This is a genomic window from Collimonas sp. OK307 (assembly GCF_900113705.1).
Lineage (GTDB): Bacteria > Pseudomonadota > Gammaproteobacteria > Burkholderiales > Burkholderiaceae_D > Collimonas.
On sequence record NZ_FOQI01000009.1, the window covers coordinates 130,630 to 150,135 of the forward strand.

At 55.3% G+C, this 19,506-nt stretch carries 19 protein-coding genes; 11 read left to right on the forward strand and 8 right to left on the reverse strand.

Annotation, left to right across the window (positions count from 1 at the left end; all coding sequences use genetic code 11):
• Positions 1 to 138: 138 nt before the first annotated feature.
• The 3 genes from BM205_RS13610 to bamE all read right to left on the reverse strand — a co-directional run bounded on the left by BM205_RS13610 (position 139) and on the right by bamE (position 3,474).
• Positions 139 to 1,674, reverse strand: a complete 1,536-nt coding sequence (locus BM205_RS13610; RefSeq protein WP_092415298.1) for a DUF535 family protein — start codon at positions 1,672 to 1,674, stop codon at positions 139 to 141.
• A gap of 379 nt (positions 1,675 to 2,053) precedes the next feature.
• Complete coding sequence (gene dapB / locus BM205_RS13615) at positions 2,054 to 2,860, reverse strand: 4-hydroxy-tetrahydrodipicolinate reductase (RefSeq protein ID WP_092415300.1); 807 nt, start codon at positions 2,858 to 2,860, stop codon at positions 2,054 to 2,056.
• Positions 2,861 to 2,901: 41 nt separating this feature from the next.
• The gene (gene bamE / locus BM205_RS13620) at positions 2,902 to 3,474 is read right to left on the reverse strand and encodes an outer membrane protein assembly factor BamE (protein ID WP_371326491.1); all 573 of its coding nucleotides are present in this window, start codon (positions 3,472 to 3,474) and stop codon (positions 2,902 to 2,904) included.
• 80 nt (positions 3,475 to 3,554) lie between these two features.
• On the opposite strand from bamE, the gene fur reads away from it, so the two are divergent.
• Complete coding sequence (gene fur, locus BM205_RS13625) at positions 3,555 to 3,980, forward strand: ferric iron uptake transcriptional regulator (RefSeq protein WP_092415302.1); 426 nt, start codon at positions 3,555 to 3,557, stop codon at positions 3,978 to 3,980.
• Between the two features lie 48 nt (positions 3,981 to 4,028).
• On the opposite strand, the gene BM205_RS13630 is transcribed toward fur, so the two are convergent.
• From BM205_RS13630 to BM205_RS13640, 3 genes are all read right to left on the reverse strand, one after another.
• Positions 4,029 to 4,400: a TfoX/Sxy family protein gene (locus tag BM205_RS13630; protein WP_092415304.1), complete on the reverse strand. Its 372-nt coding sequence runs from the start codon at positions 4,398 to 4,400 to the stop codon at positions 4,029 to 4,031.
• A gap of 28 nt (positions 4,401 to 4,428) precedes the next feature.
• Entirely contained in the window at positions 4,429 to 5,451 is a 1,023-nt protein-coding gene (gene hrcA / locus BM205_RS13635; RefSeq protein ID WP_092415306.1) for a heat-inducible transcriptional repressor HrcA, read from the reverse strand.
• Positions 5,452 to 5,530: 79 nt separating this feature from the next.
• Positions 5,531 to 6,274, reverse strand: a complete 744-nt coding sequence (locus tag BM205_RS13640) for an HAD family hydrolase (RefSeq protein ID WP_254783882.1) — start codon at positions 6,272 to 6,274, stop codon at positions 5,531 to 5,533.
• A 67-nt stretch (positions 6,275 to 6,341) separates the two neighbouring features.
• On the opposite strand from BM205_RS13640, the gene BM205_RS13645 reads away from it, so the two are divergent.
• The 3 genes from BM205_RS13645 to hemH all read left to right on the forward strand — a co-directional run bounded on the left by BM205_RS13645 (position 6,342) and on the right by hemH (position 10,157).
• Positions 6,342 to 7,271 (forward strand): NAD kinase, encoded by a 930-nt coding sequence (locus BM205_RS13645; RefSeq protein ID WP_092415466.1) that lies wholly within the window; start codon positions 6,342 to 6,344, stop codon positions 7,269 to 7,271.
• Positions 7,272 to 7,335: 64 nt separating this feature from the next.
• Entirely contained in the window at positions 7,336 to 9,006 is a 1,671-nt protein-coding gene (gene recN, locus BM205_RS13650) for a DNA repair protein RecN (protein WP_092415310.1), read from the forward strand.
• Between the two features lie 44 nt (positions 9,007 to 9,050).
• Positions 9,051 to 10,157 carry a ferrochelatase gene (gene hemH / locus BM205_RS13655; RefSeq protein ID WP_092415312.1) on the forward strand — a complete coding sequence of 369 codons (1,107 nt, stop codon included), beginning with the start codon at positions 9,051 to 9,053 and terminating at the stop codon, positions 10,155 to 10,157.
• Here hemH and BM205_RS24310 read toward each other — a convergent pair.
• Positions 10,151 to 10,555: a hypothetical protein gene (locus BM205_RS24310; RefSeq protein WP_092415314.1), complete on the reverse strand. Its 405-nt coding sequence runs from the start codon at positions 10,553 to 10,555 to the stop codon at positions 10,151 to 10,153. The two genes, hemH and BM205_RS24310, sit on opposite strands and share 7 nt — an antisense overlap.
• A 144-nt stretch (positions 10,556 to 10,699) precedes the next feature.
• Between BM205_RS24310 and grpE the strand changes: the two genes are divergently transcribed.
• The 5 genes from grpE to can all read left to right on the forward strand — a co-directional run bounded on the left by grpE (position 10,700) and on the right by can (position 16,168).
• The gene (gene grpE / locus BM205_RS13665; protein ID WP_092415316.1) at positions 10,700 to 11,239 is read left to right on the forward strand and encodes a nucleotide exchange factor GrpE; all 540 of its coding nucleotides are present in this window, start codon (positions 10,700 to 10,702) and stop codon (positions 11,237 to 11,239) included.
• 96 nt (positions 11,240 to 11,335) lie between these two features.
• A complete protein-coding gene (gene dnaK, locus BM205_RS13670; protein ID WP_092415318.1) occupies positions 11,336 to 13,270 on the forward strand; it encodes a molecular chaperone DnaK in 1,935 nt (644 codons plus the stop codon).
• A gap of 132 nt (positions 13,271 to 13,402) precedes the next feature.
• Positions 13,403 to 14,530, forward strand: coding sequence for a molecular chaperone DnaJ (gene dnaJ / locus BM205_RS13675; protein WP_092415467.1), 1,128 nt, complete (start codon positions 13,403 to 13,405; stop codon positions 14,528 to 14,530).
• Positions 14,531 to 14,765: 235 nt separating this feature from the next.
• Positions 14,766 to 15,365, forward strand: a complete 600-nt coding sequence (locus tag BM205_RS13680) for a chalcone isomerase family protein (RefSeq protein ID WP_254783884.1) — start codon at positions 14,766 to 14,768, stop codon at positions 15,363 to 15,365.
• A gap of 134 nt (positions 15,366 to 15,499) precedes the next feature.
• Positions 15,500 to 16,168: a carbonate dehydratase gene (gene can, locus BM205_RS13685; RefSeq protein ID WP_092415322.1), complete on the forward strand. Its 669-nt coding sequence runs from the start codon at positions 15,500 to 15,502 to the stop codon at positions 16,166 to 16,168.
• A 118-nt stretch (positions 16,169 to 16,286) separates the two neighbouring features.
• On the opposite strand, the gene purM is transcribed toward can, so the two are convergent.
• The gene (purM, locus tag BM205_RS13690; protein ID WP_092415324.1) at positions 16,287 to 17,339 is read right to left on the reverse strand and encodes a phosphoribosylformylglycinamidine cyclo-ligase; all 1,053 of its coding nucleotides are present in this window, start codon (positions 17,337 to 17,339) and stop codon (positions 16,287 to 16,289) included.
• Between the two features lie 264 nt (positions 17,340 to 17,603).
• Here purM and BM205_RS13695 point away from each other — a divergent pair, with 264 nt between their 5' ends.
• Entirely contained in the window at positions 17,604 to 18,686 is a 1,083-nt protein-coding gene (locus BM205_RS13695) for an AI-2E family transporter (protein WP_092415326.1), read from the forward strand.
• A gap of 122 nt (positions 18,687 to 18,808) precedes the next feature.
• The gene (gene hda / locus BM205_RS13700; RefSeq protein ID WP_092415328.1) at positions 18,809 to 19,504 is read left to right on the forward strand and encodes a DnaA regulatory inactivator Hda; all 696 of its coding nucleotides are present in this window, start codon (positions 18,809 to 18,811) and stop codon (positions 19,502 to 19,504) included.
• The last annotated feature ends 2 nt before the right edge of the window (positions 19,505 to 19,506 follow it).

The window sequence follows — 19,506 nt, forward strand, 5'->3', positions numbered from 1 at the left end:
GCGAATCGGAATGGGAACTTGCTGAGCCAATATTCTTGGCATCCGAACCGGTGATTATACTGGTTCGGATGCCGCTTTAGCGTAAGGTACACGTGGAGTCACGCGATACTTGATGGTTGGCTCGGGAACCGAACCGGTTCAGGCAGCGCTGAATGTGCTCGAAAAGCCTGTCAGGGCAGCCTGTATAGCGCGTTCTGTCAGTTCGATGCGTTTACGCGCTTCCGAGCGCTTATGCGAGGGAATTTCTTGCAGGTTGGGAGCGGCAATGGCGTCGCATGCAAGCTGATATTCACCGTCCGGGCGGCGGACAGCCCCAATTTCTTGCCAAAAATCATCATAATCGGCGAATACCTGGCCAGCGCGGACTTGATGGAACATGACGCGATTTTGATTTCCCACCAGAATCAGCTTCTTGCAGCCGTAGGCATGGCCGATTTCTCGCACCAGTCGCAGCATCAGGCCCTTTGGCCGCAGTCCGAACATGTCGCGGGTGGCATTGCGCACCCGTTCTTGGGAATCGCTGCCACGTGGGCCTTGCAGGCAACCTATGCCGATGCAGGGAACCAGTTCATTGCCATAGAAAGTGAAGGCTACCGAGAACAAGAGTTTTTGGTCGCTGCACAGGTCAAGCGTCAGTTCGCCTTCCCGGTCCAGCCTTTCAATCGCCGACAGCCGGAGTTCATAGGTAGTCCCGGATTTGCCGCTAAAACTGCCTAGCAGCTGCGGTGTTAGCGATGCGTGCAAGACCAGGGGGCCGAGACCTTGCCTGAAAATGAAGTCGTAGTGGCTGACCAGAATATTCAGCCGGTCCTGGCTGCGCAGACGCAACGACTGGTAGGGACGGTAGATTTTTTGCAACAGCCTGGGCGTGGCTTGCGCCAGCCTGGCATGCATCGGCGTTGTATTCCAATAGGCCAGCCAGCGCTGTGTCTGTTGATAATACAGCACCGTGCGGACGCTCAGTTTCAGCTGTTTGGCGAAGTAGGACAGGCCGCGCGGCGAGTGCTTCAGGCAAGTGTGCAGCGTAATGCGCGGCCCGCTGTTGCGGATTCTCGGTAAGGCCGGTTGTGGATACAAAAGATGGGATATTTCCGATAGTAATGTCAGGTTTTGCAGGCTGCCGTTGAGAAATCTGATGGCCCCGTGGCTGACCAGCTTGCCGTACCTGCTGTTCATGGCGAGCATTATCGCCAGGGAGACCAGGCCGGCGCCAAAAATATCCATCGGATAGTGCATTCCAAGAAAGATCTTGGCCCAGCTAACGGCAAGCGACAGTATCACCAGCAATACACCGACCCATTTGATTTTGATGGCTTTTGCGGTCCACAGCGTTAATCCGGTGGCGAGGATGACGGCAATCGTGACGTTAGGCGAAACACAGTGCGCGCTTTTGGCCTGGTACAGGTAATTGTTCCGCTCGTCCGGGACCAGGGCGCTCCAGAGTAGCGCAATGACTTTGCTGGCCAATACCGCGGCAGCTGTCGTGACGATCGCTTTGAGAGAAAGGCGGCGGGTGGTCCGACTGCCGTTAATCCATAAGGCGACCAGGCTGGTCGGCACCAGATATACCCCCCATTCAGCGATTGCCAACGCCAGCATGAACGGAATGCCGATGTATCCGGCAGGAGCATTGAATGTCGACCACAACAGGTGATTGTAAGAGGACAGAGTCATATGCCTGGGCGATTAAAAAGGGGGGATGTGGAATGGTGCAAAAATCATGATTAAAATGCAAACAGATAGGGCAGATGTTTGCTTTGTGACTTTTGTGACACATTAAGATACATATAAAAATATAATGTTACATGCAAATCTGCAAAGGAGTATCGTTTGATGAAATTATTAAATTGCCAAGTGGAAACTAATGACGCTGGCGCGAAATGCGGGACCAGCGGAGGGAGATTGTGAAGAGGGAGATGTGATGCGGGCAGGGGACGAACCCGGTAAGGCCAGGCGGCCACCGGGTGCGGAGAATTACTTTAGAGACAGTTTGTTGAAGGCCAGCTTCAGAATGCTGCAAGCAGTTTGTCGGTGGCGGCCGATATTCAGATATTCAGCGCAGGCCCAGCACGTCTTGCATGTCGTACAGTCCGTTACTCTTGTCGCGCAAGAAACGTGCGGCGCGTAAGGCGCCCTGTGCGTAAGTAACGCGGCTAGAGGATTTGTGCGTGATCTCAACGCGTTCGCCGATGCCGGCAAACAGCACCGTATGGTCGCCGACAATATCGCCGCCGCGGATAGCGGCAAAACCGATAGAGGATGGATCGCGTTCCCCGGTGATGCCTTCGCGGGCATAGACCGCGACGTCATCCAGCTTGCGCCCGAGTGCATCGGCGACGACTTCACCCATCATCAGCGCGGTGCCGGACGGAGCATCGACCTTATGGCGATGATGTGCTTCGATGATTTCGATGTCGTAGCCGTGGGAAAAGCTCTTGGCTGCCATTTCCAGCAATTTCAGCGTGACATTGACGCCAACGCTCATATTGGACGCGAACACGATGGCAGTCTTTTTTGCCGCTGCCGCGATCGCCGCCTTGCCGGCTTCATCGAAGCCGGTGGTGCCGATAATCATCTTGATGCCATGGGCGGCGCAATAGTTGAGATGCTTCAGCGTGCCCTCGGGGCGCGTGAAATCGATCAGATAAGCTGCCTGCGCCAGGCCCTTGGCCAAATCGGCTTCAATCAGGACATTGGCCGGCTTGCCCAGGAATGCGGCGGCGTCAGTTCCCAATTCCGGTGCATCCGGCAGGCCCAGCGCACCGGCCAGCTGCGCATCGTCGGCGTTTTGAATTGCCTCAACCAGCATGCGCCCCATGCGCCCCGATGCACCTGCAACGGCTATTTTCATCTGAGTCATTGTTAATTCGACGATCTGAACAATTGGTTAATTTTGATTACTTAATTAGTTTTGCCCGGCATCGGTGCGGCAGGCGCGGTTGGCGCCATTTCCAGGTTCTTCAGGCTCTTCTTGGCTTCTGCGGCGCCGCCCGAAATTTTATCCAGGTAATCGTTTTCGGTAGGCAGGTTGCCGCCATCAACGCGTGCCAGCAGGTTACCGTTGAAGAAAACGCTGACGCGGCTGGTGGTGACTTCGCCGTTACCCTTTTGCAGGCGGAACACGTAATCCCAGCGATCTTCATGGAACACGTCCGTAATCAAAGGCGAACCGAGCGCAAAACGCACTTGTTCACGGGTCATGCCTTCTTTAACTTGCGCCAACATTTCTTTCGAGACGAAGTTTCCTTGCTGGATATCTATCCGATAAGGAGAAAAAATGCCCAGGAAGCGGCGATGCTTGATAGTTTGAACCCCGCTGGTGTCAGAAGCGGCTGCCGTGTCCGCGGCGGTACCGGCGGGGACAGCAGCAGTGGGCTGGTCAATCAGCGGATTCTTTGATGCGCAACCGGCCAAAGCGGCCATGAAGACAACTGCAGCGGTCAAAGCGGAGGTACGTACTGGGGAGAGCAACATGCGCATAAGGATCTCAATTGATTGAGCAACAGTGCTAAAACGCTATATGATAAAGCAGATCATCCATTTGTGACCAAAACATGCCGAACAATCCATCCGAACTAAAAGCCAGCGGCCTCAAAGCCACCTTGCCACGCCTGAAAATCCTGGAAATTTTCCAGAATAGCGAGGTGCGTCACCTGAGCGCTGAAGACGTCTATAAAATTTTGCTGAGCGACAATCTCGATGTCGGTCTGGCAACCGTGTATCGTGTACTGACCCAATTCGAGCAGGCCGGGTTGTTGCAGCGCAACCACTTTGAAACCGGCAAGGCCGTGTTTGAACTTAACGAAGGCTCACATCACGACCATCTGGTTTGCCTGGATTGTGGCCTGGTTGAGGAATTTTATGACGAAGAAATTGAAAAACGTCAGAAAGTCGTTGCCAAGGAACATGGCTTTGAAATCGCCGACCATGCGCTGGCTTTATACGGCCATTGCCGGGATTGCCGCAAGAAGAAGGGTTAAAAGAAGCGTAAAGCACCGGGCTGATGCGTCGCTTTGCCGCGTTACCGTTTAGTGCTTACGCGTCTTAGGTGCCTTGGGCGCCGGCTTTGAATTTGCCTTACGCACCGCAGCCGCATAAGCAAGCCGCGCCCACGGGGTCATTGCAGCGGCGGCATCCATGGCGTCTTCAGGCGCCGACCAGTAGCTCATTTCAATCGACCTTCCTCTGCTCTCGGTGACAAAAGGCCGGCAACCGGCAGCCGCGAATTGCGGCCGGGTTTCCTCATCAGTCTTGAGAAACAGGGTGCCATCGGCAACCAGGCCGATCATCACGCTATCGTAGTAAATGCCATAGCCGCCAAACATCCTGCGAGCGCTAATAGCGCCAAGCGGCGCCAGCAGCTCGCGGATATAGTCGATGATTGCTTCGTTTTGGGACACGTTTCCGGCAACAGTATTAGCAACAGCGTCAGCTGTGGCTCAACGCATTCGACAGCAATTTGGCGGTGATATTCACAATCGGGATCACCCGCTCATAGGCCATCCGGGTAGGGCCGATCACCCCCAGCGTGCCGACGATCTTGCCGTTGACTTCATACGGCGCGGTCACTACGCTCATTTCATCCATCGGCACCAGTTGCGATTCACCGCCGATGAAAATCTGGACGCCGGTCGCCTTGCCGGAGATGTCGAGCAATTGCATCAAGCTGGTTTTGTGTTCGAACATGTCGAACAGCTTGCGCAAGGAATCCATATTGGACGACAGGTCGGTGACGCTGAGCAGGTTGCGCTCGCCCGAAATCACCACTTCATCGCTATTGTCGGTCATGGCGTCGCTGCCGGCTTCCACCGCCGCCTGCATCAGCCAGGTCATGTCGTCGCGCAGCTTGCGCAACTCGCCTTGCAGGCGCATGCGGACGTCGTCCAGGCTGAGGCCGCCGTAATGCTGGTTGATGTAGTTGGCGGCTTGCACCAGCTTGGCGGGACTGTAATCGACATCGGTCAGCAGCAGCCGGTTCTGGACGTCGCCGTTCGGACTGACGATCACCAGCAGGATGCGCTTTTCCGAGAGCCGCAGGAATTCGATTTGCTGGAAGATCGATTCGCGCCGTGGCGATAGCACTACCCCGGCAAAATGTGAGAGCGATGACAATACTTGTGCAGCATTGGCAATGATCTTCTGTTGCGAATTTGGCTGCAGGCGGGCCTGCATTTTGGATTCCAGCGCGCTTTCGTCAATCGGTTCAACCGTCAGTAAGGTATCGACGAACATGCGGTAGCCGCGCGGCGTCGGCACCCGGCCGGCGGAAGTGTGGGGACTGGCGACGAAACCCATTTCCTCCAGATCCGCCATGATGTTGCGGATCGTCGCCGGCGACAGTTCCAGGCCGGAAATCTTGGACAGGGCGCGCGAGCCAACCGGCTGGCCGTCGGCGATGTACCGTTCGACCAGGGCTTTGAGCAGGGTTTGAGCGCGATTATCTAGTTGCATAGTGGTCTATTTTAACGAGCGCGGGGCTTGTATGCCAGCCGCTTATGAACGCTCTTAATGCACTTATACACTGTTTTTGTCAGCCAATAGCAGTTTGTTCCAGCCATGCTTCCAGCTCATGCAAGCTGGTGCAACTGGCTTGTGCGCTGACTCCGGCCGGCAGTACGCGGTCAAAACGATTGATCCAGACCGCCCGCAAGCCCGCTTGTTGGGCGCCGACCACGTCCAGCAAGGGATCATCGCCGGCATATACGGTTTCTTCCGGCGTCACGTTCAAGGCTGCGCAAGCTGCATGGAAAATGCTTGGGTCGGGTTTGGCGCAGCCAAAGCTATGCGCTGCGATCGATGTCTGGAAATGCCGGGCCAGGCCGATTTTGTCAAGATCGGCAAAGCCATTCGAGACCGTGCCCAGCAGCAGGCGGTGGCGTTGCTGCAGACGGGCCAATACCGGTTCGACGTCGTCGAACAACGTCACAGCGTGCCGCGCTTCGGAAAATACCGCCATCGCCGCATCCACTTTGCGGGCGTCTTCGCCGACGCTGTTGAAACTGGCGGTCAGCGCTGCGTGGCGCAAATTCCAAAGATCGAATTTGAAGACCGGGTTGGTCGCTACCAGATCCAGGCGTTGTTGACGCAGGCTTTCTATCGTGAATTGGCGGGTAACTGCAGGGGCATGCTCGCGCATCCAGTCAAACAGCAATTGTTCGGCGCGTGCAATCACCGGCACGATTGGCCACAGCGTATCGTCGAGGTCGAACAGCACGGCCTTGATGGCAAGCGGTTTGCCGGGTCGGGATGGTGGGAAGATGGTTAAATTATTCATAAGATTATTAGCAAGCGCTATGTGCGTATCCTTCATTGCAAGCCTAAATTATGGTCTAATCGCCAGCATGCGGCCTATAAAATCATCTTCTCAACCCGGATCGTCAACCTCCATGCCGAAAACCATTGCTATCGTCGGCAAATATTTTGCAGTCGGCATTTCCGAATCGCTGACCGAAATCGTCGATTTCCTGCAAGATCGCGGTCACCATGTGGTGCTCGAAGCCGAGACCGCGCAGAATGTCGCGATGGCCGGCATTGCAGCCATGACCCCGGCCGAGATAGGCGAACGGGCTGACGCCGCGATTATTGTCGGCGGCGACGGCACCATGCTCGGGATCGCCCGTCAACTGGCGCCGTATAACGTGCCTTTGATTGGCATCAACCAGGGGCGGCTTGGGTTTATTACCGATATTTCGCTGGAGCGGATGCTGCCGGTGCTGGGTGAAATGCTGGATGGGAATGTCGAATCGGAGCGCCGCAGCCTGTTGCAAGGGGCGGTCATGCGCGACGGCAAGCAAATCTTCAGCGCCCTGGCATTCAACGATGTAGTGGTGTCACGTGGCGCGGCTTCCGGCATGGCGGAACTGATGGTTGAGGTCGATGGCCGCTTCATGTACAACCAGCGTTCCGATGGCTTGATCGTGGCGACGCCGACCGGCTCCACCGCTTATGCCTTGTCGGCGGGTGGGCCTTTGTTGCATCCTTCGCTGGGCGGCATCGTGCTGGTGCCGATTGCGCCGCATGCGCTGTCGAACCGGCCTATCGTGATTCCGGACAGCAGTGAAATCGTGATTGAAATTGTGAACGGCCGCGACATGAGCGCCAATTTCGACATGCAATCGCTGGCTAGCCTGCAGCACGGCGACCGCATCCTGATACGGCGTTCCGAACACGCCATCACCTTCTTGCACCCGGCCGGCTGGAGTTATTACGATACCTTGCGGCAAAAGTTGCACTGGAACGAATATCCGTCGGCGGAAGGGCAACTGAAGTAAGTCATTCGCAGGTCATTTTTCAACGCTATTTTTACACCCATTTTTAAGCCACTTCCACATTCCCATGTTGCGCACACTTTCCATACGCGATTTTGTCATCGTCGACGCCATCGAACTTGAGTTCGCTGCTGGCTTTACCGTTTTCACCGGCGAAACCGGCGCCGGCAAGTCGATCCTGATCGATGCCCTGGCTTTGGCGCTGGGTGGCCGCGGCGACGCCAGCGTGGTGCGCGAAGGCGCGGCCAAGGCCGATGTGACGGCGGAATTCACACTGGCCGGCGCGGCTGACGGCGAGGTTAACGACTGGCTGGAGAAAAACGAGTTTGCCAGCGAGGAAGGCGTGATCCTGATGCGGCGCGTGATTGACAATGCCGGCCGCTCCAAAGCCTTTATCAACGGCGTTGCTGCAACCGCAGCGCAACTGCGGGAGTTGGGTGAAATGCTGGTTGATATTCACGGTCAGCATGCGCATCAGTCTCTGTTGAAGAGCGATGCGCAACGTCTCTTGCTGGATGGGCAAGCTGGACTGCAGGACGATTTGCTGACGCTTGCGGGCGCTTTTAAAAGCTGGCGTTCGCTGGCGCGCCAACGCGAAGAGTTTGAAACCAATGCCAAGAATGTATTGCTGGAGCGCGAGCGGTTGGAGTGGCAGGTTGGCGAGCTGGAAAAGCTGGCGGTCAAACCAGGTGAATGGGATGAAATCACCAATGAGCACAGCCGCTTGTCGCATGCTGCCAGCCTGATCGAAGGCGCTCAGGAAGCACTCAACGTGATTTCCGAAAACGACGCCAACGACACGCCGCCGATGTTGTCACAATTGTCGGCGCTGAATCAGAAAATCGGCAAGCTGGTCGATGTCGACAGCAGCCTCAAGCCAGTGCTGGAAGCGCTGGAGCCGGCTCGTATCCAGTTGCAGGAAGCGGTCTACGCGCTGAACGATTATTTGAGCCGGGTCGAGCTTGATCCGGCGCGTCTGCATCAGGTCGAGGACCGGATGGAAGCGATCCATTCTGCCGGCCGCAAATTCCGTCTGGCGCCAGATGAACTGCCGCAGGAACTGGAGACGTTGTCGGCGCAACTGCGCCAACTGGCGGATGCCAGCGATCTCGACGCCATGCGGGCGCAAGAAGAAAAGTTGAAAGCTGCGTATCTGGCGCTGGCGCAAAAGATGTCGAAAGCGCGCGCCAAGGCGGCCCAGGCTTTGGGCACGGCAGTCACTGCCGCGATGCAGGATTTGAGCATGAGCGGCGGCCGTTTTGCGATTGCGTTGAATCCCTGCGAAGCGGCCGGTTATGGTGTCGAGCAAGTCGAGTTCCTGGTTGCCGGCCATGCCGGCGTGGCGCCGCGGCCGTTGGCTAAAGTGGCTTCCGGCGGCGAACTGGCACGGATCGCGCTAGCGATTTCAGTGATTACCTCCAGCGCGACAGCGACGCCGACCTTGATATTCGATGAAGTTGACAGCGGCATCGGCGGCGGCGTGGCGGAAGTAGTCGGGCGGTTGTTGAAGCGCCTGGGCCAGGATCGCCAGGTATTGTGCGTGACCCATTTGCCGCAGGTTGCCAGCCAGGCTAATCAGCATTTCCAGGTCAGCAAACAAAGCCTGGGTAACAAGACGGTGTCGGCAATTGATGGCCTCGATGCCAAGAACCGGATTGAAGAAATCGCCCGCATGCTGGGTGGCCTGGAAATTACCGCAACTACGCGCAAGCATGCGCGCGAATTGTTGGCACTCTAGATACCTGCACTCTAAATCGGCTCTTATTTTTTGGGTATCCCCGCATGGCATTTCGTAAAGAACCTCCTTTCACGCATGGCAAGACCGGTAAAACCGCAGTGCTGCTGGTCAATCTGGGCACGCCGGATGCACCGACAACCAAGGCGGTGCGTTCTTATCTGAAGCAATTCCTGTCAGATCCCCGGGTAGTGGAAATTCCGCGGGCGATCTGGTGGTGGATTTTGCATTGCGTGATCCTGCCGTTCCGGTCCGGCAAGTCGGCACACAAATACGCCTCTATCTGGAGCAATGAAGGTTCGCCGCTCAAAGTCCACACCAGCAAGCAGGCAATTTTGCTGCGCGGTTATCTGGGCCAGCGCGGGCATCAGGTGCAAGTGGCTTACGCCATGCGCTACGGCGCGCCGGCGATACCGGAGGTTCTGGAGCAGTTGAAAGCCGACGGTTGCGAGCGGATCCTGATCTTGCCGGCGTATCCGCAATATTCGGCCACCACCACGGCGTCGATTTACGACGCGGTATTTGCGCATTATGCGCAAGTACGCAATGTGCCTGAATTACGTTTCATCAAGCATTATCACGATCACGAGGCATATATCCAGGCGTTGAAAGAGTCGGTGCTGGCCTATTGGGCCATGCACGGCACGCCGGACAAGCTGATCATGAGTTTTCATGGCGTGCCGAAGCGCACCTTGCTACTGGGCGATCCCTATCATTGCGAATGTCAAAAAACCGCGCGCTTGCTGGCGCAGGAGCTGGGACTGGGGCCCGAACAATATCAACTGACTTTCCAGTCGCGCTTTGGCAAGGCGGAGTGGCTACAGCCATATACCGCGCCGACTTTGCAGAAGCTGGCAAAACAAGGTGTCGGCCGTGTCGACGTGATGTGTCCCGGGTTCACCAGCGATTGCCTGGAAACGCTGGAGGAAATCGCGATAGAGGCGAAACAGGATTTCCTCAGGGCGGGTGGCAAGGAGTTTCACTTCATCGCTTGCCTGAACCAGTCGCCGGCCTGGATTTCAGCCATGGCCAGTGTGGTAGAGGAACATTTGATTGGCTGGCCCACGCATCTGACAGAGAGCGAACGGGAGGCATCGAAACAACAGGCGGAAGCGTCACGGCAGCAAGCTGTGCGCCTGGGCGCAAGTCAATAGACCTTAGGGCCTGTTAACAGGTCCTGGTTTGCTGCAGAAATTTTGAGTGGATGTGCGCCGCTCCGACTAGGCGCAATTATAATGAGCGCCCAATGCCGGGTGCGCATGAAGGATTGTTGATCATTTTGCAATTGGTAAGTGCTGAACCAATTAGCTATAGTCAATACAGTGCGACCAGTTGCGAATAGCTGATCCAGCTTGCTGCCAGCAAAATATAAACGACCAGAAGCGCGGATATTAGCGATAGTTTCATGATATTCCCCTTTTTTTAGTTGCTGCGGGTTAATTTTTTCTGTTTGAGTCCACACCTTCAGCATAGTTCCAATGTCGCGTTGCAGCAAACCCTTGGCAGGTAAATTTTGTTTCAATTTGTTGCCGGACGTTGATGCTGCCGGCATCCTTTATTCATTGGAGTTGGGACGGAAATCAGGACAAAATCGGGTGCGCGTTTTTATCCCCTGATTTAACCCTTGAAAAAATAGGGGTATAGCCTCATTTGGCTTCCTATACTTAGTAAGTTATTGATTGTTGGAGATTTTTGAATGGAACACATGGAAAATCAGAACGAACAGGCGCAAACGGAAAAGAATCCTGTTGGCGAAGATGCAACGGTAATTCCTGAATCCTCGCTGGAAATCCAGTTGTCGGAAGCGCAAGCCAAGATCGCGGAAATGCAAGATGCGTTCTTGCGCGCCAAGGCCGAAGCAGAAAATACTCGTCGCCGCGCCCAGGAAGATATTGCACGTGCGCATAAATTTGCGATCGAGGGATTTGCCGAAGCGCTGGTGCCGGTCAAGGACAACCTTGAAATGGCGCTGAAAATCGAAACGCCGTCGATTGAATCGATCAAGGAAGGCGTGGAAATGACGCTCAAGCAGCTGTCTTCAGCTTTCGAAAGAAATCGTTTGCTGGAAATCTCGCCACAAGTGGGTGAAAAGCTCGATCCGATGAAGCACCAGGCAATTTCAACCGTGCCTGCAGAGCAAGATGCCAATACCGTGGTGACGGTACTGCAAAAGGGATACACCATTGCCGACCGCCTGCTGCGGCCTGCACTGGTCGTGGTGGCCCAAGCAAAATAAAAAACATGTGCGCATTTTAGTGCTTGAAAGCGCTGCTTTGCTCCCTATATTCAGACCATCAAAACATTAATCAGATTTCAGTAAAGGATATACACCATGGGTAAAATTATCGGCATTGATTTGGGTACCACCAATTCTTGCGTTTCGGTTATCGAAAACGGTCAACCGAAAGTGATCGAAAACTCGGAAGGCGCACGTACTACGCCGTCCATCATCGCTTATCAAGAAGATGGCGAAATCCTGGTTGGCGCTCCGGCCAAGCGCCAGGCTGTCACTAACCCGACCAACACGCTGTACGCAACCAAGCGTTTGATCGGCCGTAAGTTCGACGAAAAAGAAGTACAAAAAGACATCGCGCTGATGCCTTACAAGATCATCAAAGCCGACAACGGCGATGCATGGGTTGCCGTACGCGATCAAAAACTGGCGCCGCCGCAAATCGCTGCGGAAGTGCTGCGCAAGATGAAGAAGACCGCAGAAGACTACCTCGGCGAAGAAGTCACCGAAGCCGTGATCACCGTGCCTGCTTACTTTAACGACGCGCAACGCCAGGCAACCAAGGACGCCGGCCGTATCGCCGGTCTGGACGTCAAGCGCATCATCAACGAGCCGACAGCGGCTGCGCTGGCATTCGGCCTGGACAAAGCAGAAAAAGGCGATCGCAAGATTGCCGTGTATGACCTGGGCGGCGGTACTTTCGACGTTTCGATCATCGAAATCGCCGATGTCGATGGCGAAAAGCAATTTGAAGTGCTGTCCACTAACGGCGACACTTTCCTCGGCGGCGAAGACTTCGACCAACGCATCATCGATTACATCCTGGACGAGTTCAAGAAGATCAACGGTATCGACCTCGGCAAGGACGCCATTGCGCTGCAACGCATCAAGGCATCGGCTGAGCGCGCCAAGATCGAATTGTCGTCGTCGCAACAGACTGAAATCAACGAACCGTACATCGCCATGGCGAACGGCGCACCGGTCCATCTGAACCTGAAGATGACCCGCGCCAAGCTGGAATCGCTGGTGGAAGAACTGATTGCCAAGACGATCGAACCTTGCCGCATCGCTATCAAGGATGCCGGCGTCAAGATTTCCGACATCCACGACATCATCCTGGTCGGCGGCATGACCCGTATGCCTAAGGTGCAGGAAAAGGTTAAGGAATTCTTCGGCAAGGATCCACGCAAGGACGTTAATCCGGATGAGGCCGTCGCTGCCGGTGCTGCGATCCAGGGCTCGGTCTTGTCGGGCGACCGCAAGGACTTGCTGCTGCTGGACGTTACACCGTTGTCCCTGGGTATTGAAACCATGGGCGGTGTGATGACCAAGATGATCCAGAAGAACACCACTATCCCGACCAAGTTCAGCCAGGTGTTCTCGACTGCCGACGACAATCAGCCGGCCGTCACCATCAAGGTGTTCCAAGGTGAGCGCGAGATGGCTGCCGGTAACAAGGGCTTGGGCGAATTCAATCTGGAAGGGATCCCGCCAGCATCGCGCGGCACGCCGCAGATCGAAGTTACCTTCGACATCGATGCCAACGGTATTTTGCACGTGGGCGCCAAGGATAAGGCAACCGGTAAGGAAAACAAGATCACGATCAAGGCTAACTCCGGCCTGACCGAAGAAGAAATCCAGAAAATGGTGCGCGACGCCGAGGCGAATGCCGAAGAAGACAAGCGCCTGAAGGGATTGGCTGAAGCGCATAACCAAGGCGATGCACTGGTCCATTCGACCAAAAAATCCCTGACGGAATACGGCGACAAGCTGGAAGCCGGAGAGAAGGCAAGCATCGAAGCGGCGATCAAGGAACTGGAAGAAGCATTGAAGGGCAGCGACAAGGCCGCCATCGATAACAAGACAGCCGCCCTGACCACTGCCGCGCAAAAGCTCGGTGAAAAGATGTATGCCGACATGCAGGCGCAGCAAGCGGCAGCAGGCGGCGGTGAAGCGGGTGCTGCCGGTGCAGAAGCCAAGCCGAAAGAGGACGACGTAGTTGACGCCGACTTCAAGGAAGTGAAAGACAAGTAAGATCTTCGTCAGCGCTGGTTTGCCGGTCTTCAAGTCGCAATTTGAATCGGCAAACCGGTGCGAGGAATCGCCGGGCAGATGCTATTGCAGCACTGTTCGGCGTTTTCGCTTAAACAACAGGGTATAGAAAAGATGGCGAAGCGTGATTTTTACGAAATTCTGGGTGTTGCAAAAAATGCTTCTGATGATGAAATCAAGAAGGCATATCGCAAACTCGCAATGAAACATCATCCGGACCGTAATCCGGATAGCAAAGGTGCGGAAGACAAATTCAAAGAGGCGAAAGAAGCCTACGAGATGCTGACCGATCCGCAAAAGCGCGAAGCCTATGATCGCTATGGCCATGCCGGCGTCGACCCTAACATGGGTGGCGGCGGTGGCGGTGGCGGCGGTTTCGCCGATGCATTTGGCGATATCTTCGGTGATATTTTCGGCGGCGGCGGTGGCCGCGGCGGTCGTGGCGCTGGCCCGCAAGTGTATCGCGGCGCCGATTTGCGCTACAACCTCGAAATTACGCTGGAACAGGCGGCACACGGCTTCGACACCACGATCCGCGTGCCTAGCTGGGATGAGTGCGAACCCTGCCATGGCAGCGGCGCCAAGCCCGGCACGGAGCCGATCACCTGCCCGACTTGCGGCGGTCACGGCCAGGTCAGGATGCAGCAAGGCTTTTTCAGCATCCAGCAGACTTGTCCGAAATGCCACGGCAACGGCAAGATCATTCCTGAACCATGTACATCCTGCGCCGGCGCCGGCCGTATCAAGCGTAACAAGACACTGGAAGTGAAGATCCCTTCCGGTATCGACGACGGCATGCGGATTCGCTCTTCCGGCAATGGCGAGCCAGGCATGAACGGCGGACCGACCGGCGACCTGTATGTGGAAATCCACATCAAGCCGCACGCGGTATTCCAGCGCGAAGGCGACGATCTCCATTGCGAAATGCCGATCTCGTTCGCCAAAGCTGCCTTGGGTGGTGAAATCGAAGTACCGACATTGAACGGTAAAGCGTCCTTCACGATTCCCGACGGTACTCAGTCCGGCAAGACTTTCCGTCTGCGCAGCAAGGGTATTAAAGGCGTGCGCTCAGGTTATGCCGGCGATCTGTTCTGCCACGTCGTGGTGGAAACGCCGGTCAAGCTGAGCGACAGGCAGAAGGAGTTGCTGCAGGAGTTCGAGCAACTGACCAGCGAAGGCGGCGCCAAACACAGCCCGCAGAGCAAATCTTGGAAAGATAAGGTAAAAGAGTTCTTCGAGTAAGTACGTCCGCTCTGAACCGTATGAAAGCCGCCAATCGCGTAAGGTTGGCGGTTTTTTTTTTTGCATTTTTCCTTCATTGCCTTGGTTGCTTTAGCCGATGGTCTGACAACGATTAACAAATTCCTTATTGCATAATTTTGTTCTGCTCTCTATTCTGTATAGTGCAATAATAAAACGATCGTTCTTTTATTCGCGATCAGAACAAACCCACCATATACAAACCATAGGGGGAGACATGAAAGTAGTTGCTCGCTTGAAACGTGCAGGGGCTTGTGCCTGCGTATTTTCCGCACTGGTGTTGGCGCAGAGCGCATTTGCGCTGGATGTTGGCGGCGTCAAGATCGACGAAACAGCCAAAGTCGGCAATCAGGACTTGAAGCTCAATGGCGCCGGGATCCGCTATAAAGTCATCTTTAAAGTGTATACCGCTGCATTGTATTTAGCTGATAAAAAAACCACTGTGCCGGACGTGCTGGCTGCGCCAGGCGCACGGCGTATCGAACTGGTCATGTTGCGCGATGTCAGCAGCGAAGACTTCAGTCGCGCTTTCATGGCGGGCATCCAAAACAATGTGGATAAAGCCGACAAATCGAAGATCATCAACCAGTTGCTGAAATTTGGTGAATTGTTTGCTTCGATTCCGGAGCTGAAAAAGGGAGACGTGTTGACGACCGACTGGATTCCAGGGGTCGGCACGCAGATTCATTTCAACGGCAAACCCGTGTCCGAGACCTTGCCCGACCAGATTTTCTATAATTCTTTACTGAAAATCTGGCTGGGTGAAAAGCCGGCCGACAGCAAATTGAAACTCTCCTTGCTTGGTCAGGCGGGATAGGTTCGGCTGAAAGGAATGGCGACTATCGGATAAAAGCCGATGGGATTTGCCAAGTTTCTATAAAATAAGGCCTACGATGTCTTGCATGTATTGTACAAATAACATGCAGATGGAACTTTATTGAATAGAAACCGATGACAGCAAACAACAAGCAATCCCTGACCCGAGAAGACCTTTTCCAGAGAAACCGTGAGTGGGCGGCCGGTATGACCGCCCGCGATCCGGATTTTTTTAAAGTACTGGCGTCGCAGCAGGCGCCAGAGTATTTCTGGATTGGGTGTTCCGACAGCAGGGTGCCGGCAAATGAATTGCTGGGCTTGCTGCCGGGTGAGTTATTCGTTCACCGCAATATCGCCAACGTGGTTGCGCATAGCGATCTGAATTGTCTGTCGGTATTGCAGTTTGCGGTTGATGTACTGAAGGTAAAACATGTTTTTGTCGTCGGCCATTACGGCTGTTCCGGCGTGCACGCGGCACTGACCAAGCGCCGCGTCGGACTGGCCGATAACTGGCTGCGTTATGTCGAGGACGTGCATCAGAAGCATGAGCGCTACCTCGGTGATGTGTTGCCGGAAAGCGTGCGCCATGATCGTCTGTGCGAGCTCAACTCCATGGAGCAGGTCGCCAACATCTGCCGCACCACAATCGTCCAGGATGCCTGGGACCGCGGCCAGCCCCTGACCATCCATAGCTGGGTGTATAGCGTGCGGGACGGCTTGCTACGCGATCTGGAAGTCACTGTCAGCTGTATGTCCGACCTGGACAAGGGTATGGCGGCAAGTCTGAAGCGTTACGAAGACTAAAACCTTCGCCGCAATCAATCATCAAACAAAAAAAGACGACCGGTAAATCGGTCGTCTTTTTTTCGTCTTCGTTTTTCGTCTTTTTTTATTCCACGCTACCGTGGATGTCCGGCAAAGTTCAGACCACGATAGTCTGCGCCTCACCCTCGGCACGCGCGCGAATCTCACCGATCCGGTTGACGGTTTCCCCGGCAGCTTGCAATTGCGCGATCGCAGCGTCGGCGTTTTCCTTGGCGACGATGACAGTCATCCCGATACCGCAGTTGAAGACTCGATGCATTTCCGCGTCGGCAACCTGGCCATGCTGCTGCAGCCAGGTGAACAGTGGTGGCATGGTCCAGCTGGTGCTGTCCAATACCGCAGTCAGGTTGTCTTGCAGCACGCGCGGAATGTTTTCCACCAGGCCGCCGCCGGTAATATGCACCATGCCCTTGACCTCCATCGACTCCATCAGCGCCAGCAGCGGCTTGACGTAAATGCGGGTAGGCTCCATCAGCACGTCGGCCAGCTTGCGGCCATGGAAATCGGCATCCAGGTCAGGCTTGGCAACTTCAATGATCTTGCGCACCAGCGAATAGCCGTTGGAATGCGCGCCCGACGATGCCAGGCCCAGCACTACGTCGCCCGGCACGATCTTGGTGCCATCGATCAGCTTGGATTTTTCAACCGCACCGACCGCGAAGCCGGCCAGATCGTATTCGCCGTCCGGATACATGCTTGGCATTTCAGCGGTTTCGCCGCCGATCAGCGCGCAACCTGCCAGCTCGCAACCTTTTGCGATGCCCTTGATGACATCGGTGGCGCTCGGTACATCGAGTTTGCCGCAAGCGAAGTAATCGAGGAAAAACAACGGCTCGGCGCCTTGCACCAGGATGTCGTTGACGCTCATTGCCACCAGGTCGATACCAACCGTGTCGTGGCGTTTCAGGAGGAATGCCAGCTTCAGCTTGGTGCCGACGCCGTCGGTACCGGAGACCAGTACCGGCTCCTTGAATTTCTTGCTGATCTCGAACAAGGCGCCGAAACCGCCGATGCCGCCCATCACGCCTTCGCGCATGGTGCGTTTGGCGAACGGCTTGATTGCCTCGACCAGAGCGTCGCCAGCGTCGATATCGACACCGGCATCACGATAAGAGAGTGGCACGTTGGAAACGTTTGAAGTGGAAGTCATGATGTGATTGGCGGCAGAGGCGGTAAAATAGAGGAAATTCGGCCACGCATCGGATTTGCATCACTGTACTAAGTTGTACCTAGTGTTGTAAATCAGATCAAATAACTGGTCAAAAACAGCCAAACAAGAGGTAAAACAGCGGGAAATACAGCTTTTCCCAGGGTTTTGTCTTGTTTTTTAGCTTATCAATCGCTTGGTTTCGGCCAGGTTATTGCGCGGTAAAAGCGGTATTTTATCAAACCGATCCATCAAACTTTCGATTCCATGCCATTTTCTTTTACCGACGAACAAAAACAAACGGCTTTGTGGCTAGGAATTGGGCTGCTACTTGTGGCATTAATGGTCGCGCTGGGGCCGATCCTGACGCCTTTCATCGCCTCCGCCATCCTCGCCTATGCACTTAATCCGGGGGTTGACTGGCTGTCGCGCAGGCGCATCGGCAAATATCCGTTTCCGCGCGCGCTGGCAGTGCTGGTCGTGATCCTGCTGCTGGTGTTCGCGATCCTGGCAGTGATCCTGATCGTGATTCCGGTGTTGCGTAAGGAATTTCCCCTATTGCAAGACCAGATTCCGAACTTCCTCAACAAGCTGGATGGCTTCATCGGCCCGCATTTGCAGGATTTCGGCATTAATGTACGGCTGGACGGCACGGGCATCAAAGAGATGCTGACCAAGCAGCTGTCGACCAGCGGCGATGAAATCTGGACTTCGGTACTAGCCTCGGTCAAGGTTGGTGGCACGGCCGTACTGGGCTGGCTGGCGACCATCTTGCTGGTGCCGGTCGTACTGTTTTACCTGCTGCAGGACTGGCATTCGATCGTCGCGCGCGCGAGCCGGCTGGTGCCGCGCCGTTGGCAAGGCAAGACCGGCAACATGACGCAGGAGGTGGATGGCCTGCTGGCGCAGTATTTACGCGGTCAATTGCTGGTAATGTTGGTTCTGGCGATTTATTATTCGACCGGGCTGGCAATTGCCGGGTTTGATGTGGCGTTGCCTGTGGGAATTATTACCGGTTTGCTGGTATTCATCCCCTATGTCGGTTTCGGCCTGGGATTGGCGCTGGCGGTGATCGCCGCGATGTTGCAGTTCAGTGGCTGGCATGGATTGATTGCGGTCGCCATCGTGTATGGCATCGGCCAGGTACTCGAAAGTTTTATCCTGACGCCGCGTCTGGTAGGCGAGCGCATCGGCCTGCATCCGCTGGTCGTGATTTTTGCGTTGATGGCCTTTGGCCAGTTATTCGGCTTTGTCGGGATACTGCTGGCGTTGCCCTGTTCAGCGATCATGTCGGTGGTGGTCAAGCATGTCCGCGCGCACTACTTGAAAAGCAGTTTTTATAATACATAGAATAGATAAATGGCAGTTACTCGTTGCTCCGCCAGTAGCCGGTAGCCAGCTAAAGAAACAAGAAATCTGGAGCAACATTGCTCCCCAATTGATTAAGTAATAGTAATAGTGAAGAAACAAGAATGAGGCAGCTAACGCTGGACATTACTGCGGATGAGCCGCAGACCCTGGCCACTTTCGTGGTCGGGCAGAACCAAGAAGCCTTACAGTTCTTGCAGCGTCTGGTCGCGCCTTCGACAAAATCCCTCACCGCACCGGGCGACCGTTTTGTGTACCTTTGGGGCCAGGCCGGCGCCGGCAAAAGCCATGTGCTGCAGGCATTGGCCAGCAGCACCAATGCACGTTTGATCCACGGTCCCAACGACGACGCCGAGGCGTTCAATTTCTCGCCGGATGTACCCGGCTACCTGATTGACGACTGCGATAAATTATCGGCCGACGACCAGATCGAAGCTTTTAACCTGTTTAACCAGATTCGCGAGCATGGCGGCTGGCTGATCACCAGCGGCGAGTTGCCGCCGTCCGAACTGAGTGTGCGCGAAGACCTGCGGACCCGCCTCGGCTGGGGCCTGATCTATCAGTTGCACGGTTTGAGCGATCAAGAAAAAATCGCCGCCCTGACGCATGCGGCGCAGGTGCGCGGCCTGCATCTGTCAAGCGGCGTGTTACCCTACCTGATTACGCATTTCCGGCGCGATATGCGGTCTTTATCGGCCATGCTGGACGAGCTGGACCGCTATTCGCTGGAGACCCAGCGCCCCATAACGCTGCCTTTGCTACGCAGCTTGTTGCAACTCGAATCCGAAGATAAACAATGACC

Excerpts from the sequence above, each read along its gene's own strand:
- bamE (WP_371326491.1), bottom strand. The coding sequence starts at position 3,474 with ATGTTGCTCTCCCCAGTACGTACCTCCGCTTTGACCGCTGCAGTTGTC.
- BM205_RS13695 (WP_092415326.1), top strand. The coding sequence starts at position 17,604 with ATGCCATTTTCTTTTACCGACGAACAAAAACAAACGGCTTTGTGGCTA.
- BM205_RS13645 (WP_092415466.1), top strand. The coding sequence starts at position 6,342 with ATGCGGCCTATAAAATCATCTTCTCAACCCGGATCGTCAACCTCCATG.
- hda (WP_092415328.1), top strand. The coding sequence starts at position 18,809 with ATGAGGCAGCTAACGCTGGACATTACTGCGGATGAGCCGCAGACCCTG.
- can (WP_092415322.1), top strand. The coding sequence starts at position 15,500 with ATGACAGCAAACAACAAGCAATCCCTGACCCGAGAAGACCTTTTCCAG.
- dnaJ (WP_092415467.1), top strand. The coding sequence starts at position 13,403 with ATGGCGAAGCGTGATTTTTACGAAATTCTGGGTGTTGCAAAAAATGCT.
- BM205_RS24310 (WP_092415314.1), bottom strand. The coding sequence starts at position 10,555 with ATGCCGGCAGCATCAACGTCCGGCAACAAATTGAAACAAAATTTACCT.
- fur (WP_092415302.1), top strand. The coding sequence starts at position 3,555 with ATGCCGAACAATCCATCCGAACTAAAAGCCAGCGGCCTCAAAGCCACC.
- hemH (WP_092415312.1), top strand. The coding sequence starts at position 9,051 with ATGGCATTTCGTAAAGAACCTCCTTTCACGCATGGCAAGACCGGTAAA.
- recN (WP_092415310.1), top strand. The coding sequence starts at position 7,336 with ATGTTGCGCACACTTTCCATACGCGATTTTGTCATCGTCGACGCCATC.
- hrcA (WP_092415306.1), bottom strand. The coding sequence starts at position 5,451 with ATGCAACTAGATAATCGCGCTCAAACCCTGCTCAAAGCCCTGGTCGAA.
- BM205_RS13680 (WP_254783884.1), top strand. The coding sequence starts at position 14,766 with ATGAAAGTAGTTGCTCGCTTGAAACGTGCAGGGGCTTGTGCCTGCGTA.
- grpE (WP_092415316.1), top strand. The coding sequence starts at position 10,700 with ATGGAACACATGGAAAATCAGAACGAACAGGCGCAAACGGAAAAGAAT.
- BM205_RS13640 (WP_254783882.1), bottom strand. The coding sequence starts at position 6,274 with ATGAATAATTTAACCATCTTCCCACCATCCCGACCCGGCAAACCGCTT.
- dnaK (WP_092415318.1), top strand. The coding sequence starts at position 11,336 with ATGGGTAAAATTATCGGCATTGATTTGGGTACCACCAATTCTTGCGTT.
- purM (WP_092415324.1), bottom strand. The coding sequence starts at position 17,339 with ATGACTTCCACTTCAAACGTTTCCAACGTGCCACTCTCTTATCGTGAT.
- BM205_RS13610 (WP_092415298.1), bottom strand. The coding sequence starts at position 1,674 with ATGACTCTGTCCTCTTACAATCACCTGTTGTGGTCGACATTCAATGCT.
- dapB (WP_092415300.1), bottom strand. The coding sequence starts at position 2,860 with ATGACTCAGATGAAAATAGCCGTTGCAGGTGCATCGGGGCGCATGGGG.